We start from the raw sequence: 16,510 nt of genomic DNA, 5'->3' as shown, positions 1-16,510 counted from the left end.
CAAAAACTAACAATAATATACCCGGATTCCGACAGGTTTAAGCGATACTTAAAGCTGTCTATCTATATAGTGTTTTTCCTGAAGGCGTTTTAAGCCTTTTTTGATTTTTTGGGCGCGCACTTCGCCGATACCCTCGACATCATCAAGCTCTTCTACAGTGGCTTCCGTTATGCTTGGCAAAAACCCGAACGCCTCAACCACATTTTCAACAATCGGCATCGGCAGACGCGGAATTTTGTTCAGCAGCCTGTAGCCTCTCGGGAGCACATAATCATCAAGATTCGTAGAAGCCGGATATCCAAGCAGTTTAAACAGAATGGAATCATCAAGCAGATCATAGCTGGACATATCCTGAAGCTCTTTTAACAGCACGAACGGATCTTTGATTTTTTCTTTGACATAGTCTTTGATGAAAAGTGCCGCCTCTTCTTCCATGTCCGTAATCAGTTCAATCACCTGCAGACGGATTAAGTGGCCTTCCGTTCCGAGTTCTTTAATATACATATTGATTTCATTTTTTATTCGGAGCACCATTTCATACCGATGCATGACAGACAGCACGTCACTGAATGTCACAAGCTCCTCAAACTCTAATGCGTTTAAAGCCGTAATCGTTTTGTCTAAAATGGTTTTATACTTCTCGAGCGTTTGAATCGCCTGATTTGCCTTTGTTAAAATAAAACCTATGTCCTTTAGTGTGTACTTCATGCTGTCCTGATATAACGTAATGACATTTCTGCGCTCAGAAATGGCGATGACGAGACAGCCGGTCTGCTTCGCCACCCGTTCCGCCGTACGGTGCCTCATTCCCGTTTCTGAAGAAGAAATGGTCGCCTCCGGCATAAGCTGCGTATTCGCATAAAGAATTTTCTGGCCGGAATCACTTAAAATAATGGCACCGTCCATTTTGGCCAGCTCGTATAAGTGAGCGGGCGCAAATGATGTATTAATATGAAAACCGCCATCCACGACTTGCTTTACCTTATCATTGTATCCGACAACAATCAGGCCGCCTGTATTTGCCCGAAGTACATTCTCTATCCCGGCTCTGAGCGGGGTGCCCGGTGCAACGAACTGCAGAATTGCAGACAGGTCAAGCTCTTGTTTCGCCCCTTTTTTCTCTTTTTCCATCTATTATGATCCTCCTAATGAAGTACGAAGCGCTTCTGCAACATTTGCTACTCCGACAACCTCAATCCCTTTTGGTATTGTCCACCCGTCTGCATTCGCCTCAGGTATGATCATGCGCTTGAAGCCGAGTTTTGCCGCTTCTTTTACGCGCTGTTCGATTCTTGACACCCTGCGGACTTCTCCTGTCAGTCCCACTTCACCGATAAAGCAATCTGCGGGATTCGGCGGTGTATCTCTGAAGCTTGAGGCAATGCTGACGGCTACTGCCAAATCAATCGCCGGTTCATCCAGTTTGACCCCGCCGGCGACCTTTAAATACGCATCTTGATTTTGAAGCAAAAGACCCACCCGCTTCTCAAGCACTGCCATAATTAACGACACCCTGTTGTGGTCAATGCCTGTAGCCATACGGCGCGGGTTTCCAAAACTGGTCGGTGATATGAGCGCCTGGATTTCAACCAGGATCGGTCTCGTTCCTTCCATTGACGCAACGATACTCGAGCCCGATGCCCCGGCAGAACGCTCTTCCAAGAAAATTTCAGAAGGGTTCAGCACTTCCGTAAGCCCCTCTTCCCGCATTTCAAAGATGCCCATTTCATTTGTTGAGCCGAAACGGTTTTTTACGGCCCGCAAAATACGGAATGTATGGTGCCGCTCTCCTTCAAAGTATAGAACGGTATCGACCATGTGCTCAAGCAATCTCGGCCCTGCGATCGATCCTTCTTTTGTGACGTGTCCGACGATAAAAATAGGTATGCCGTTTGTTTTCGCAATTTTCATCAATTCGGCCGTACACTCTCTTACTTGTGATACACTGCCGGGAGCCGAGGTGATATCACTTTGGTAAACGGTCTGAATGGAGTCTACGACAACAAATGCGGGTTTCATCTCTTGTATAGCAGACGAAATATACTCCATATCGGTTTCAGATAAAACATGTAACATTTGGCTGTTGATTCCAAGTCTGTCGGCGCGCAGCTTCGTTTGCTTCACGGATTCTTCCCCTGAAATGTAAAGCACGCTGCCGGCTGTATCTGCTAATTGTGCGGATACTTGGAGAAGGAGCGTTGATTTTCCGATCCCGGGATCACCGCCGATCAATACTAGCGAGCCTTTCACAACGCCGCCGCCAAGCACTCTGTTGAATTCTTCGAGCTTTGTGTGAACGCGGGGTTCTTCTGATGTTTCAATTGATGTAATGGGTGATGGTTTCTGGACGGTTTGAACGGAGTGGGAGAAAGCCGCCCGCCGATTCGCCGGCGCTTTTTTTATGGTTTCTTCCACCATTGTATTCCAAGCCCCGCAGCCCGGGCACTTTCCCATCCATTTTGCGGATTCATAACCGCATGAGTGGCAGATGAATTTTGTTTTTGATTTAGCCATATATGTTGTAAGACCTCTTCCTTATCGAATATTTCTCTATATAACAAAGTGAGGCATACACTCGCTTACGTATGCCTCATGTTTGTCACTATATTAGTTCGTTTTAGCAGTTGTTTTTACGACAAATTCGCCGTCCTCAACATCAAGAACAATGTGCTGGCCTTTATCAATATTGCCTCTGAGGAGTTCTTCTGATAACCGGTCCTCCACATGCTTTTGAATCGCTCTTCTTAACGGACGTGCGCCGTATTCCAAATCGACGCCCTCTTCTGCTACTTTTGCTTTTGCAGCATCCGTCAGCTCGATAGAGAGATCTTGTTCTTTCAGACGTTTTGTTAACTGATCAGACATAAGCGACACGATGTCTGTAAGATGTTTTTTCTCAAGGGAGTGGAAGACGATAATTTCGTCAATCCGGTTGATAAACTCAGGTCTGAAGGCACGCTTCAGCTCTCCCATGACTTTGTCTTTCATGTCTTTATGGTTTTGTGATTCATCCTGGACATTGAAGCCCACATATTTGTTGCGCTTCAGCTCGCTCGCCCCGACGTTTGACGTCATAATCAGGATCGTGTTGCGGAAATCCACAGTGCGTCCTTTTGAATCAGTCAAGCGTCCGTCTTCAAGCACTTGCAGGAGAATGTTAAACACATCAGGGTGCGCTTTTTCAATTTCATCAAGCAATACGACAGAGTAAGGTTTTCTTCTCACTTTTTCTGTCAGCTGGCCGCCTTCATCATAGCCGACATATCCGGGAGGAGAACCGACAAGGCGTGAAGTCGAGTGTTTCTCCATGTATTCGGACATATCCACTCTGATCATCGCTTCCTCATCACCGAAAATGGATTCCGCCAGCGCTCTTGCCAGCTCTGTCTTCCCAACGCCTGTAGGGCCTAAGAAGATGAATGAACCAATCGGACGTTTCGGGTCCTTCAGTCCGGCTCTTGCACGTCTGACAGCCTTTGCAACGGCTACAACGGCTTCATCCTGGCCGATGACGCGGGAATGCAGAATGCTTTCCATATTGAGAAGCTTATCTGTTTCCGTTTGGGCAATTTTAGATACGGGAACCCCGGTCCAGCTGGATACAACCATCGCGATATCCTCTACAGAAACTTCGGAGTTCTCCTGGCCTTGTTTTTCTTTCCACGTTTTTTTCGTATCTTCCACCTGTTCTCTCAGGCGCTGCTCTGTATCACGAAGGGAAGCCGCTTTTTCAAACTCCTGGCTCTGAACGGCAGCGTCTTTTTCCTTGCGAACTTCATCGAGTTTCTGCTCAAGCTCTTTTAAGTTCGGAGGGGTTGTGAAAGAACGGAGACGCACTTTTGAACCGGCTTCATCAATTAAATCGATCGCTTTATCCGGAAGGAAGCGGTCAGAAATATAACGGTCGGACAATTTAACCGCCGCTTCGATCGCTTCATCGGTAATGGATACGCGGTGATGCGCTTCATACCGGTCACGGAGCCCTTTTAAAATTTGAATGCTTTCATCGGCTGACGGCTGATCCACCTGAATCGGCTGGAAACGGCGCTCGAGAGCCGCGTCTTTTTCGATATATTTACGGTATTCATCAAGCGTTGTGGCACCGATGCATTGAAGCTCTCCGCGGGCCAGTGAAGGTTTTAAGATATTCGATGCGTCAATCGCACCTTCTGCTCCCCCCGCTCCGATCAGTGTATGCAGTTCGTCAATGAATAAAATAATATTGCCGGCCTGACGTATTTCATCCATTACTTTTTTCAAGCGGTCTTCAAATTCTCCGCGGTATTTCGTACCGGCTACAACCGTACCCATGTCTAACGTCATTACGCGTTTATCACGTAAAATTTCCGGCACTTCATTATTGATGATCTGCTGTGCGAGGCCTTCAGCAATCGCAGTTTTACCTACACCCGGTTCTCCGATAAGAACGGGATTATTTTTCGTTCTGCGGCTTAATACCTCAATAACACGCTGAATTTCTTTGCTTCGGCCGATAACCGGATCAAGACTGTCTTCCTTCGCAATCGCAGTTAAATCACGCGCCAGACTGTCCAGCGTCGGCGTGTTTGCATTGCTGTTCGTACCGGATGCAGAAGATCCCGTCTCATTGCTTCCCAGAAGCTGCAGCACCTGCTGTCTCGCCTTATTCAAGCTGACACCGAGATTATTCAGAACTCTCGCCGCCACGCCTTCTCCTTCACGAATCAGTCCGAGAAGTATGTGTTCTGTTCCCACATAAGAATGTCCTAGCTTTCTGGCTTCATCCATTGATAACTCTATTACCTTTTTGGCTCGAGGTGTGTAATGAGGAACAGAGGTGGTGCTTTCCTGCCCTCGACCGATCAAACTTTCCACTTCTTTCTGCATTTTATCTGAATTAAGGCCAAGCGCCTCTAAAGCTTTAAATGCGATCCCTTCGCCTTCACGGACTAACCCTAATAGTATATGTTCAGTTCCGATATTTGTATCGCCTAAGCGCAGTGCTTCTTCCTGTGCCAGTGCCAATACCTTTTGAGCTCGCTCTGTAAACCTTCCAAACATCATATCGAATCATCCTCCTGTCTATTTGCACTCATTTCTAAATGCAGCCTTTCCCTGATAAGAGCCGCTCTTCTCGCGTCTCTTTCGTTCGGCCGTAATGCACCGCCCGAATATTGCTGGAGAAAACCCGGCTGTGTCAAAATCATCAGTTCATTAAGTATATTGCTTGATAGCCCTTTGATGATCCCCAGGTCTATCCCCAGCCGAACGTCAGAAAGGCATTTCGCCGTTTCCTTTGATTCAATCATACGGCAGTTGGATAAAACACCGTAAGATCTGAATACCCGGTCCTCCAATTCAATTTTCGAAGTTTGGTAAAGCGCTTCTCGGGCTGAACGTTCCTGCTCAATCAGCTGGGCAGCCACACTGTTTAAATCATCTACAATGTCCTGTTCTGATTTTCCGAGTGTGATTTGATTTGAAATTTGAAAGATATTTCCTAATGCTTCGCTGCCTTCACCGTAAATTCCTCTAACAACTAAACCTAATTGGTTAATTGCCGGTATAATTCGATTCATTTGCCTAGTTAATACAAGGCCCGGCAAATGCATCATGACTGAAGCCCTTAGTCCCGTCCCTACATTTGTAGGACAGCTTGTTAAGTACCCTCTCTTCTCTCCAAAGGCGTAATCCACTTTCTCCTCAATCCAGTCATCAACCTGGTTTGCCACTTTTATGGCGTTGAGAAGCTGGAAGCCGGGGAAGAGGCATTGAATTCTGATATGATCTTCCTCATTTAACATAATGCTGACTTCTTCATTTTCAGAAAGCAGACAGCCGCCAAAAGGAGATTCCGTTAAATTAGGACTGATCAGATGTTTCTCCATTAGCACCCGTTTTTCCAAAGGCTGAGCTTCACTCATTCTGATTAAATGAAATTGACCGATATCAGGCAGTTCTTTTCCTGAAAAATGATCTTCGAATTGCTGAATGATGGATGAGGCTTCTTCATTCGTATACCTGGCAGGAAACTTTATATTTTCAAAGTTTCGGGCCAACCGTATACGGCTGCTGAGTACAATGTCACTTTCAGGTCCCTTTTGCTTCATCCAATTGCTTAGTGCGTCCTGAATAAAATGCTTGAGCGACATTACCCTTGTTCCCCCTCACTGTCTGTACTTTTTAATTCCTGCTCTAACGATCGGATCTGATCCCTGACCTCCGCTGCCCTTTCAAACTCTTCGTGGTGTATTAAAGATTCAAGTTCTTTTTTTAACATTTCCATTTGCCGTCTTACATGCAGGTTTCCGCCTATTCGTTTTGGAATTTTCCCGGCATGCACCGTATTCCCGCTATGAACTTTTCGCAAGATCGGCGTAATTTGGCTGTAGAACGTATCGTAACATTCCGCACAGCCGAAACGCCCTGTTTTTCTCAGCTGCTGAAACGTCATACCGCATTTCTTACAAGCTGTCCCTTGCTCTGAATAGCCGAACATTTGAGAACCGGTGTTTTGAAATGAAGACTCCATATTCAGCAGCCCTGATAATAAATTATGAATCGAGAACCCTTGGTTTCCACTTATACTGTATGAATCGCTATTTTCTTTTGCACATTGTTCACAAATATGAACTTCTTGTTTTTCTCCATTAACAACTTTCGTAAAGTGAAAAGTGGCCGGTCTCTCATTGCATTCTTGACAAATCAATCTTTTCACCCGCTTACTTTAGTTTTAAAGATGTGAGCATTGCTTTCATCATTCTGGCTCTTAGCTCATCCCGTTCGGGCAAATCAATATATAGAACTGAACGATCCATTACACTCACCATCATTTTAGCTTCTCTTTCCGAAATAACTCCGTCCTCTAACAGTCTGAGAATAATGTCATCAGAGGCTGCCTGGGACAAGTGGGTATGAATCTGCGAAATAATATTATTGATGAGGACGACTTCGTTATTCATTTTAATTTTGATAATACGAATATAACCGCCGCCTCCCCGTTTACTTTCAACAATATATCCTCTTTCACTTGTAAATCTGGTGTTGATGACATAATTTATTTGGGAAGGAACACATTGAAATTTATCAGCGATTTCACTGCGTTTGATCTCTAAAATTTCTTTGCCATTTTGATCTAATACTTGTTTCAAGTACTGTTCAATGATGTCAGAAATATTATGTCCCACTCAACCCCCTCCTTTATTGACTTTGACTATATTTGACTTTAATCTTACTATAAGGTGTTTCGCCTTTATTGACTTTGACTATATTTGACTTTAATCTTACTATAAGGTGTTTCGCAAAATTTTTCAACTGTATCGCTCTATCTCTATTATTTCCACTTTGCACAAGCATAAAACCTGCTTTTGCAAAAAGGCATATCGTTACGTTTCTCATATTATATAACGTATGCAAAAAAACACAAAAAAGGCAGCTCATGATGAGCTGCCTTTACCGTAATGATAGCTTGGCGGCGTCCTACTCTCACAGGGGGAAACCCCCGACTACCATCGGCGCTGAAGAGCTTAACTTCCGTGTTCGGCATGGGAACGGGTGTGACCTCTTCGCTATCGCCACCAAACCATTGAGAGTGTTCTCTCAAAACTAGATAACAGTAAGCATACATTCAAATTGGTTAAGTCCTCGATCGATTAGTATCTGTCAGCTCCATGTGTCGCCACACTTCCACCTCAGACCTATCAACCTGATCATCTTTCAGGGATCTTACTTCCTTGCGGAATGGGAAATCTCATCTTGAGGGGGGCTTCATGCTTAGATGCTTTCAGCACTTATCCCGTCCGCACATAGCTACCCAGCGATGCCCTTGGCAGAACAACTGGTACACCAGCGGTGCGTCCATCCCGGTCCTCTCGTACTAAGGACAGCTCCTCTCAAATTTCCTGCGCCCGCGACGGATAGGGACCGAACTGTCTCACGACGTTCTGAACCCAGCTCGCGTACCGCTTTAATGGGCGAACAGCCCAACCCTTGGGACCGACTACAGCCCCAGGATGCGATGAGCCGACATCGAGGTGCCAAACCTCCCCGTCGATGTGGACTCTTGGGGGAGATAAGCCTGTTATCCCCGGGGTAGCTTTTATCCGTTGAGCGATGGCCCTTCCATGCGGAACCACCGGATCACTAAGCCCGACTTTCGTCCCTGCTCGACTTGTAGGTCTCGCAGTCAAGCTCCCTTGTGCCTTTACACTCTGCGAATGATTTCCAACCATTCTGAGGGAACCTTTGGGCGCCTCCGTTACCTTTTAGGAGGCGACCGCCCCAGTCAAACTGCCCACCTGACACTGTCTCCCCGCCCGATAAGGGCGGCGGGTTAGAAGGTCAATACAGCCAGGGTAGTATCCCACCGATGCCTCCACCGAAGCTGGCGCTCCGGTTTCCAAGGCTCCTACCTATCCTGTACAAGCTGTACCAACATTCAATATCAGGCTGCAGTAAAGCTCCACGGGGTCTTTCCGTCCTGTCGCGGGTAACCTGCATCTTCACAGGTACTATAATTTCACCGAGTCTCTCGTTGAGACAGTGCCCAGATCGTTGCGCCTTTCGTGCGGGTCGGAACTTACCCGACAAGGAATTTCGCTACCTTAGGACCGTTATAGTTACGGCCGCCGTTTACTGGGGCTTCAATTCGCACCTTCGCTTACGCTAAGCGCTCCTCTTAACCTTCCAGCACCGGGCAGGCGTCAGCCCCTATACTTCGCCTTACGGCTTCGCAGAGACCTGTGTTTTTGCTAAACAGTCGCCTGGGCCTATTCACTGCGGCTCTCTCGGGCTTGCACCCTAACAGAGCACCCCTTCTCCCGAAGTTACGGGGTCATTTTGCCGAGTTCCTTAACGAGAGTTCTCTCGATCACCTTAGGATTCTCTCCTCGCCTACCTGTGTCGGTTTGCGGTACGGGCACCTCTCACCTCGCTAGAGGCTTTTCTTGGCAGTGTGGAATCAGGAACTTCGCTACTATAATTCGCTCGCCATCACAGCTCAGCCTTCACGGGAAACGGATTTGCCTATTTCCCAGCCTAACTGCTTGGACGCGGATATCCAATACCGCGCTTACCCTATCCTCCTGCGTCCCCCCATTGCTCAAATGGTGAGGAGGTGGTACAGGAATATCAACCTGTTATCCATCGCCTACGCCTTTCGGCCTCGGCTTAGGTCCCGACTAACCCTGAGCGGACGAGCCTTCCTCAGGAAACCTTAGGCATTCGGTGGAGGGGATTCTCACCCCTCTTTCGCTACTCATACCGGCATTCTCACTTCTAAGCGCTCCACAAGTCCTTCCGGTCTTGCTTCACAGCCCTTAGAACGCTCTCCTACCACTGTTCGAAGAACAGTCCGCAGCTTCGGTGATACGTTTAGCCCCGGTACATTTTCGGCGCAGAGTCACTCGACCAGTGAGCTATTACGCACTCTTTAAATGGTGGCTGCTTCTAAGCCAACATCCTGGTTGTCTAAGCAACTCCACATCCTTTTCCACTTAACGTATACTTTGGGACCTTAGCTGGCGGTCTGGGCTGTTTCCCTTTCGACTACGGATCTTATCACTCGCAGTCTGACTCCCAAGGATAAGTCATCGGCATTCGGAGTTTGACTGAATTCGGTAACCCGGTAGGGGCCCCTAGTCCAATCAGTGCTCTACCTCCGAGACTCTTACCTTGAGGCTAGCCCTAAAGCTATTTCGGAGAGAACCAGCTATCTCCAGGTTCGATTGGCATTTCACCCCTACCCACACCTCATCCCCGCACTTTTCAACGTGCGTGGGTTCGGGCCTCCATTCAGTGTTACCTGAACTTCACCCTGGACATGGGTAGATCACCTGGTTTCGGGTCTACGACCACGTACTCAATTCGCCCTATTCAGACTCGCTTTCGCTGCGGCTCCGCATCTTCTGCTTAACCTTGCACGGGATCGTAACTCGCCGGTTCATTCTACAAAAGGCACGCCATCACCCGTTAACGGGCTCTGACTACTTGTAGGCACACGGTTTCAGGATCTCTTTCACTCCCCTTCCGGGGTGCTTTTCACCTTTCCCTCACGGTACTGGTTCACTATCGGTCACTAGGGAGTATTTAGCCTTGGGAGATGGTCCTCCCGGATTCCGACGGAATTTCACGTGTTCCGCCGTACTCAGGATCCACTCAGGAGAGAACGAAGTTTTGACTACAGGGCTGTTACCTCCTATGGCGGGCCTTTCCAGACCTCTTCATCTACCTCGTTCCTTTGTAACTCCGTACAGAGTGTCCTACAACCCCAAGAGGCAAGCCTCTTGGTTTGGGCTGGTCCCGTTTCGCTCGCCGCTACTCAGGGAATCGCATTTGCTTTCTCTTCCTCCGGGTACTTAGATGTTTCAGTTCCCCGGGTCTGCCTTCTCATATCCTATGTATTCAGATATGGATACCACTCCATTACGAGTGGTGGGTTTCCCCATTCGGAAATCTCCGGATCAAAGCTTGCTTACAGCTCCCCGAAGCATATCGGTGTTCGTCCCGTCCTTCATCGGCTCCTAGTGCCAAGGCATCCACCGTGCGCCCTTTCTAACTTAACCGTTAAAAAGAATCACTACGTGATATCTTGCATTACTAATTGAATGTGAATTACTTCTGTTATCTAGTTTTCAAAGAACAACATCTCGAAGAATCGAATGATCCTTCAAAACTAAACAAGACAGGGAACGTTCTGTTTATAAGACCCAAGGTCTTATATTCCGTTAAAATCCTTAGAAAGGAGGTGATCCAGCCGCACCTTCCGATACGGCTACCTTGTTACGACTTCACCCCAATCATCTGTCCCACCTTCGGCGGCTGGCTCCTAAAAGGTTACCTCACCGACTTCGGGTGTTACAAACTCTCGTGGTGTGACGGGCGGTGTGTACAAGGCCCGGGAACGTATTCACCGCGGCATGCTGATCCGCGATTACTAGCGATTCCAGCTTCACGCAGTCGAGTTGCAGACTGCGATCCGAACTGAGAACAGATTTGTGGGATTGGCTTAACCTCGCGGTTTCGCTGCCCTTTGTTCTGCCCATTGTAGCACGTGTGTAGCCCAGGTCATAAGGGGCATGATGATTTGACGTCATCCCCACCTTCCTCCGGTTTGTCACCGGCAGTCACCTTAGAGTGCCCAACTGAATGCTGGCAACTAAGATCAAGGGTTGCGCTCGTTGCGGGACTTAACCCAACATCTCACGACACGAGCTGACGACAACCATGCACCACCTGTCACTCTGCCCCCGAAGGGGACGTCCTATCTCTAGGATTGTCAGAGGATGTCAAGACCTGGTAAGGTTCTTCGCGTTGCTTCGAATTAAACCACATGCTCCACCGCTTGTGCGGGCCCCCGTCAATTCCTTTGAGTTTCAGTCTTGCGACCGTACTCCCCAGGCGGAGTGCTTAATGCGTTAGCTGCAGCACTAAGGGGCGGAAACCCCCTAACACTTAGCACTCATCGTTTACGGCGTGGACTACCAGGGTATCTAATCCTGTTCGCTCCCCACGCTTTCGCTCCTCAGCGTCAGTTACAGACCAGAGAGTCGCCTTCGCCACTGGTGTTCCTCCACATCTCTACGCATTTCACCGCTACACGTGGAATTCCACTCTCCTCTTCTGCACTCAAGTTCCCCAGTTTCCAATGACCCTCCCCGGTTGAGCCGGGGGCTTTCACATCAGACTTAAGAAACCGCCTGCGAGCCCTTTACGCCCAATAATTCCGGACAACGCTTGCCACCTACGTATTACCGCGGCTGCTGGCACGTAGTTAGCCGTGGCTTTCTGGTTAGGTACCGTCAAGGTGCCGCCCTATTTGAACGGCACTTGTTCTTCCCTAACAACAGAGCTTTACGATCCGAAAACCTTCATCACTCACGCGGCGTTGCTCCGTCAGACTTTCGTCCATTGCGGAAGATTCCCTACTGCTGCCTCCCGTAGGAGTCTGGGCCGTGTCTCAGTCCCAGTGTGGCCGATCACCCTCTCAGGTCGGCTACGCATCGTTGCCTTGGTGAGCCGTTACCTCACCAACTAGCTAATGCGCCGCGGGTCCATCTGTAAGTGGTAGCCGAAGCCACCTTTTATGTCTGAACCATGCGGTTCAAACAACCATCCGGTATTAGCCCCGGTTTCCCGGAGTTATCCCAGTCTTACAGGCAGGTTACCCACGTGTTACTCACCCGTCCGCCGCTAACATCAGGGAGCAAGCTCCCATCTGTCCGCTCGACTTGCATGTATTAGGCACGCCGCCAGCGTTCGTCCTGAGCCAGGATCAAACTCTCCGATAAAGTGTTTGACTGACTACGCACATCGCTGTGCGATTTATTTAAAACTTTGAATTAACAGGTACGTTTTGTCTTGTTTAGTTTTCAAAGATCATTTTGTTCACTTACTCAAGCAACTTTTTAAGTATATAATAAGTTCCTCTTAAAGTCAACATGTTTTTTTATAAATGGTGGAGCCTAGCGGGATCGAACCGCTGACCTCCTGCGTGCAAAGCAGGCGCTCTCCCAGCTGAGCTAAGGCCCCGAAGTGGTCGGGAAGACAGGATTCGAACCTGCGACCCCATGGTCCCAAACCATGTGCTCTACCAAGCTGAGCTACTTCCCGATTTTTAAAAATATTATGGCGCGCCCGAGAGGAGTCGAACCCCTAACCTTTTGATCCGTAGTCAAACGCTCTATCCAATTGAGCTACGGGCGCATAATAATGAATGCCGAGGGCCGGACTTGAACCGGCACGGTAGTCACCTACCGCAGGATTTTAAGTCCTGTGTGTCTGCCAATTCCACCACCCCGGCGTGGATGGTATAGTTGGAGCGGAAGACGGGATTCGAACCCGCGACCCCCACCTTGGCAAGGTGGTGTTCTACCACTGAACTACTTCCGCATACAGGATAGTTATCCTGTATAATGCGGGTGAAGGGACTTGAACCCCCACGTCATAAGACACTAGATCCTAAGTCTAGCGCGTCTGCCAATTCCGCCACACCCGCGTAACATGGTGAGCCATGAAGGACTCGAACCTTCGACCCTCTGATTAAAAGTCAGATGCTCTACCAACTGAGCTAATGGCTCTTTTTAAAAGACTTATGTTATTATCTTGTCCAAAAATGGTGCCGGCCAGAGGACTTGAACCCCCAACCTACTGATTACAAGTCAGTTGCTCTACCAATTGAGCTAGGCCGGCAAATATGGTGGAGGATGACGGGCTCGAACCGCCGACCCTCTGCTTGTAAGGCAGATGCTCTCCCAGCTGAGCTAATCCTCCATATATTACACTTGCGTGTAATGGCTTGGCGGCGTCCTACTCTCACAGGGGGAAACCCCCGACTACCATCGGCGCTGAAGAGCTTAACTTCCGTGTTCGGCATGGGAACGGGTGTGACCTCTTCGCTATCGCCACCAAACCATTGAGAGTGTTCTCTCAAAACTAGATAACAGTAAGCATACATTCAAATTGGTTAAGTCCTCGATCGATTAGTATCTGTCAGCTCCATGTGTCGCCACACTTCCACCTCAGACCTATCAACCTGATCATCTTTCAGGGATCTTACTTCCTTGCGGAATGGGAAATCTCATCTTGAGGGGGGCTTCATGCTTAGATGCTTTCAGCACTTATCCCGTCCGCACATAGCTACCCAGCGATGCCCTTGGCAGAACAACTGGTACACCAGCGGTGCGTCCATCCCGGTCCTCTCGTACTAAGGACAGCTCCTCTCAAATTTCCTGCGCCCGCGACGGATAGGGACCGAACTGTCTCACGACGTTCTGAACCCAGCTCGCGTACCGCTTTAATGGGCGAACAGCCCAACCCTTGGGACCGACTACAGCCCCAGGATGCGATGAGCCGACATCGAGGTGCCAAACCTCCCCGTCGATGTGGACTCTTGGGGGAGATAAGCCTGTTATCCCCGGGGTAGCTTTTATCCGTTGAGCGATGGCCCTTCCATGCGGAACCACCGGATCACTAAGCCCGACTTTCGTCCCTGCTCGACTTGTAGGTCTCGCAGTCAAGCTCCCTTGTGCCTTTACACTCTGCGAATGATTTCCAACCATTCTGAGGGAACCTTTGGGCGCCTCCGTTACCTTTTAGGAGGCGACCGCCCCAGTCAAACTGCCCACCTGACACTGTCTCCCCGCCCGATAAGGGCGGCGGGTTAGAAGGTCAATACAGCCAGGGTAGTATCCCACCGATGCCTCCACCGAAGCTGGCGCTCCGGTTTCCAAGGCTCCTACCTATCCTGTACAAGCTGTACCAACATTCAATATCAGGCTGCAGTAAAGCTCCACGGGGTCTTTCCGTCCTGTCGCGGGTAACCTGCATCTTCACAGGTACTATAATTTCACCGAGTCTCTCGTTGAGACAGTGCCCAGATCGTTGCGCCTTTCGTGCGGGTCGGAACTTACCCGACAAGGAATTTCGCTACCTTAGGACCGTTATAGTTACGGCCGCCGTTTACTGGGGCTTCAATTCGCACCTTCGCTTACGCTAAGCGCTCCTCTTAACCTTCCAGCACCGGGCAGGCGTCAGCCCCTATACTTCGCCTTACGGCTTCGCAGAGACCTGTGTTTTTGCTAAACAGTCGCCTGGGCCTATTCACTGCGGCTCTCTCGGGCTTGCACCCTAACAGAGCACCCCTTCTCCCGAAGTTACGGGGTCATTTTGCCGAGTTCCTTAACGAGAGTTCTCTCGATCACCTTAGGATTCTCTCCTCGCCTACCTGTGTCGGTTTGCGGTACGGGCACCTCTCACCTCGCTAGAGGCTTTTCTTGGCAGTGTGGAATCAGGAACTTCGCTACTATAATTCGCTCGCCATCACAGCTCAGCCTTCACGGGAAACGGATTTGCCTATTTCCCAGCCTAACTGCTTGGACGCGGATATCCAATACCGCGCTTACCCTATCCTCCTGCGTCCCCCCATTGCTCAAATGGTGAGGAGGTGGTACAGGAATATCAACCTGTTATCCATCGCCTACGCCTTTCGGCCTCGGCTTAGGTCCCGACTAACCCTGAGCGGACGAGCCTTCCTCAGGAAACCTTAGGCATTCGGTGGAGGGGATTCTCACCCCTCTTTCGCTACTCATACCGGCATTCTCACTTCTAAGCGCTCCACAAGTCCTTCCGGTCTTGCTTCACAGCCCTTAGAACGCTCTCCTACCACTGTTCGAAGAACAGTCCGCAGCTTCGGTGATACGTTTAGCCCCGGTACATTTTCGGCGCAGAGTCACTCGACCAGTGAGCTATTACGCACTCTTTAAATGGTGGCTGCTTCTAAGCCAACATCCTGGTTGTCTAAGCAACTCCACATCCTTTTCCACTTAACGTATACTTTGGGACCTTAGCTGGCGGTCTGGGCTGTTTCCCTTTCGACTACGGATCTTATCACTCGCAGTCTGACTCCCAAGGATAAGTCATCGGCATTCGGAGTTTGACTGAATTCGGTAACCCGGTAGGGGCCCCTAGTCCAATCAGTGCTCTACCTCCGAGACTCTTACCTTGAGGCTAGCCCTAAAGCTATTTCGGAGAGAACCAGCTATCTCCAGGTTCGATTGGCATTTCACCCCTACCCACACCTCATCCCCGCACTTTTCAACGTGCGTGGGTTCGGGCCTCCATTCAGTGTTACCTGAACTTCACCCTGGACATGGGTAGATCACCTGGTTTCGGGTCTACGACCACGTACTCAATTCGCCCTATTCAGACTCGCTTTCGCTGCGGCTCCGCATCTTCTGCTTAACCTTGCACGGGATCGTAACTCGCCGGTTCATTCTACAAAAGGCACGCCATCACCCGTTAACGGGCTCTGACTACTTGTAGGCACACGGTTTCAGGATCTCTTTCACTCCCCTTCCGGGGTGCTTTTCACCTTTCCCTCACGGTACTGGTTCACTATCGGTCACTAGGGAGTATTTAGCCTTGGGAGATGGTCCTCCCGGATTCCGACGGAATTTCACGTGTTCCGCCGTACTCAGGATCCACTCAGGAGAGAACGAAGTTTTGACTACAGGGCTGTTACCTCCTATGGCGGGCCTTTCCAGACCTCTTCATCTACCTCGTTCCTTTGTAACTCCGTACAGAGTGTCCTACAACCCCAAGAGGCAAGCCTCTTGGTTTGGGCTGGTCCCGTTTCGCTCGCCGCTACTCAGGGAATCGCATTTGCTTTCTCTTCCTCCGGGTACTTAGATGTTTCAGTTCCCCGGGTCTGCCTTCTCATATCCTATGTATTCAGATATGGATACCACTCCATTACGAGTGGTGGGTTTCCCCATTCGGAAATCTCCGGATCAAAGCTTGCTTACAGCTCCCCGAAGCATATCGGTGTTCGTCCCGTCCTTCATCGGCTCCTAGTGCCAAGGCATCCACCGTGCGCCCTTTCTAACTTAACCGTTAAAAAGAATCACTACGTGATATCTTGCATTACTAATTGAATGTGAATTACTTCTGTTATCTAGTTTTCAAAGAACAACATCTCGAAGAATCGAATGATCCTTCAAAACTAAACAAGACAGGGAACGTTCTGTTTATAAGA

At 49.2% G+C, this 16,510-nt stretch carries 6 protein-coding genes, 9 tRNA genes and 5 rRNA genes; all 20 read right to left on the bottom strand.

Annotated features, from left to right (window positions below):
- Nucleotides 1–48: 48 nt before the first annotated feature.
- Nucleotides 49–1,131: a DNA integrity scanning diadenylate cyclase DisA gene (gene disA / locus NYE50_RS00590; protein WP_003156401.1), complete on the bottom strand. Its 1,083-nt coding sequence runs from the start codon at nt 1,129–1,131 to the stop codon at nt 49–51.
- Nucleotides 1,132–1,134: 3 nt separating this feature from the next.
- Nucleotides 1,135–2,514: a DNA repair protein RadA gene (radA, locus tag NYE50_RS00585; protein ID WP_014416742.1), complete on the bottom strand. Its 1,380-nt coding sequence runs from the start codon at nt 2,512–2,514 to the stop codon at nt 1,135–1,137.
- 93 nt (nt 2,515–2,607) lie between these two features.
- Nucleotides 2,608–5,043, bottom strand: a complete 2,436-nt coding sequence (gene clpC, locus NYE50_RS00580) for an ATP-dependent protease ATP-binding subunit ClpC (RefSeq protein ID WP_159353705.1) — start codon at nt 5,041–5,043, stop codon at nt 2,608–2,610.
- Nucleotides 5,040–6,131: a protein arginine kinase gene (locus NYE50_RS00575; RefSeq protein ID WP_159353704.1), complete on the bottom strand. Its 1,092-nt coding sequence runs from the start codon at nt 6,129–6,131 to the stop codon at nt 5,040–5,042. The genes clpC and NYE50_RS00575 overlap by 4 nt, the downstream gene beginning before the upstream one ends.
- Nucleotides 6,131–6,688 carry a UvrB/UvrC motif-containing protein gene (locus NYE50_RS00570; protein WP_003156397.1) on the bottom strand — a complete coding sequence of 186 codons (558 nt, stop codon included), beginning with the start codon at nt 6,686–6,688 and terminating at the stop codon, nt 6,131–6,133. The genes NYE50_RS00575 and NYE50_RS00570 overlap by 1 nt, the downstream gene beginning before the upstream one ends.
- Before the next feature lie 13 nt (nt 6,689–6,701).
- Nucleotides 6,702–7,166 carry a transcriptional regulator CtsR gene (ctsR, locus tag NYE50_RS00565; protein WP_003156396.1) on the bottom strand — a complete coding sequence of 155 codons (465 nt, stop codon included), beginning with the start codon at nt 7,164–7,166 and terminating at the stop codon, nt 6,702–6,704.
- Nucleotides 7,167–7,445: 279 nt separating this feature from the next.
- Nucleotides 7,446–7,561, bottom strand: a 5S ribosomal RNA gene (rrf, locus tag NYE50_RS00560).
- A gap of 50 nt (nt 7,562–7,611) precedes the next feature.
- Nucleotides 7,612–10,541, bottom strand: a 23S ribosomal RNA gene (locus NYE50_RS00555).
- Nucleotides 10,542–10,716: 175 nt separating this feature from the next.
- Nucleotides 10,717–12,266, bottom strand: a 16S ribosomal RNA gene (locus NYE50_RS00550).
- Between the two features lie 165 nt (nt 12,267–12,431).
- Nucleotides 12,432–12,507: transfer RNA gene (locus tag NYE50_RS00545), tRNA-Ala, on the bottom strand.
- A 4-nt stretch (nt 12,508–12,511) separates the two neighbouring features.
- Nucleotides 12,512–12,588 (bottom strand) — tRNA-Pro (locus NYE50_RS00540).
- Nucleotides 12,589–12,604: 16 nt separating this feature from the next.
- Nucleotides 12,605–12,681: transfer RNA gene (locus tag NYE50_RS00535), tRNA-Arg, on the bottom strand.
- Nucleotides 12,682–12,692: 11 nt separating this feature from the next.
- Nucleotides 12,693–12,778, bottom strand: a tRNA-Leu gene (locus NYE50_RS00530).
- Between the two features lie 14 nt (nt 12,779–12,792).
- Nucleotides 12,793–12,867: transfer RNA gene (locus tag NYE50_RS00525), tRNA-Gly, on the bottom strand.
- 24 nt (nt 12,868–12,891) lie between these two features.
- Nucleotides 12,892–12,973, bottom strand: a tRNA-Leu gene (locus NYE50_RS00520).
- Between the two features lie 6 nt (nt 12,974–12,979).
- Nucleotides 12,980–13,055, bottom strand: a tRNA-Lys gene (locus tag NYE50_RS00515).
- 36 nt (nt 13,056–13,091) lie between these two features.
- Nucleotides 13,092–13,167, bottom strand: a tRNA-Thr gene (locus NYE50_RS00510).
- A gap of 5 nt (nt 13,168–13,172) precedes the next feature.
- Nucleotides 13,173–13,248: transfer RNA gene (locus NYE50_RS00505), tRNA-Val, on the bottom strand.
- 23 nt (nt 13,249–13,271) lie between these two features.
- Nucleotides 13,272–13,387: ribosomal RNA gene (gene rrf / locus NYE50_RS00500) — 5S ribosomal RNA — on the bottom strand.
- Nucleotides 13,388–13,437: 50 nt separating this feature from the next.
- Nucleotides 13,438–16,367: ribosomal RNA gene (locus tag NYE50_RS00495) — 23S ribosomal RNA — on the bottom strand.
- The 16S, 23S and 5S rRNA genes sit together here with 9 tRNA genes alongside, the layout of an rRNA operon.
- Between the last annotated feature and the right edge of the window lie 143 nt (nt 16,368–16,510).

Origin of the sequence: Bacillus sp. EU55 (assembly GCF_038005925.1) — a bacterium.
GTDB classification, from domain to species: Bacteria; Bacillota; Bacilli; order Bacillales; family Bacillaceae; genus Bacillus; species Bacillus velezensis.
The sequence above is the reverse complement of the archived record's forward strand: the minus strand, read 5'-3'. Positions and strand labels throughout refer to the sequence as shown.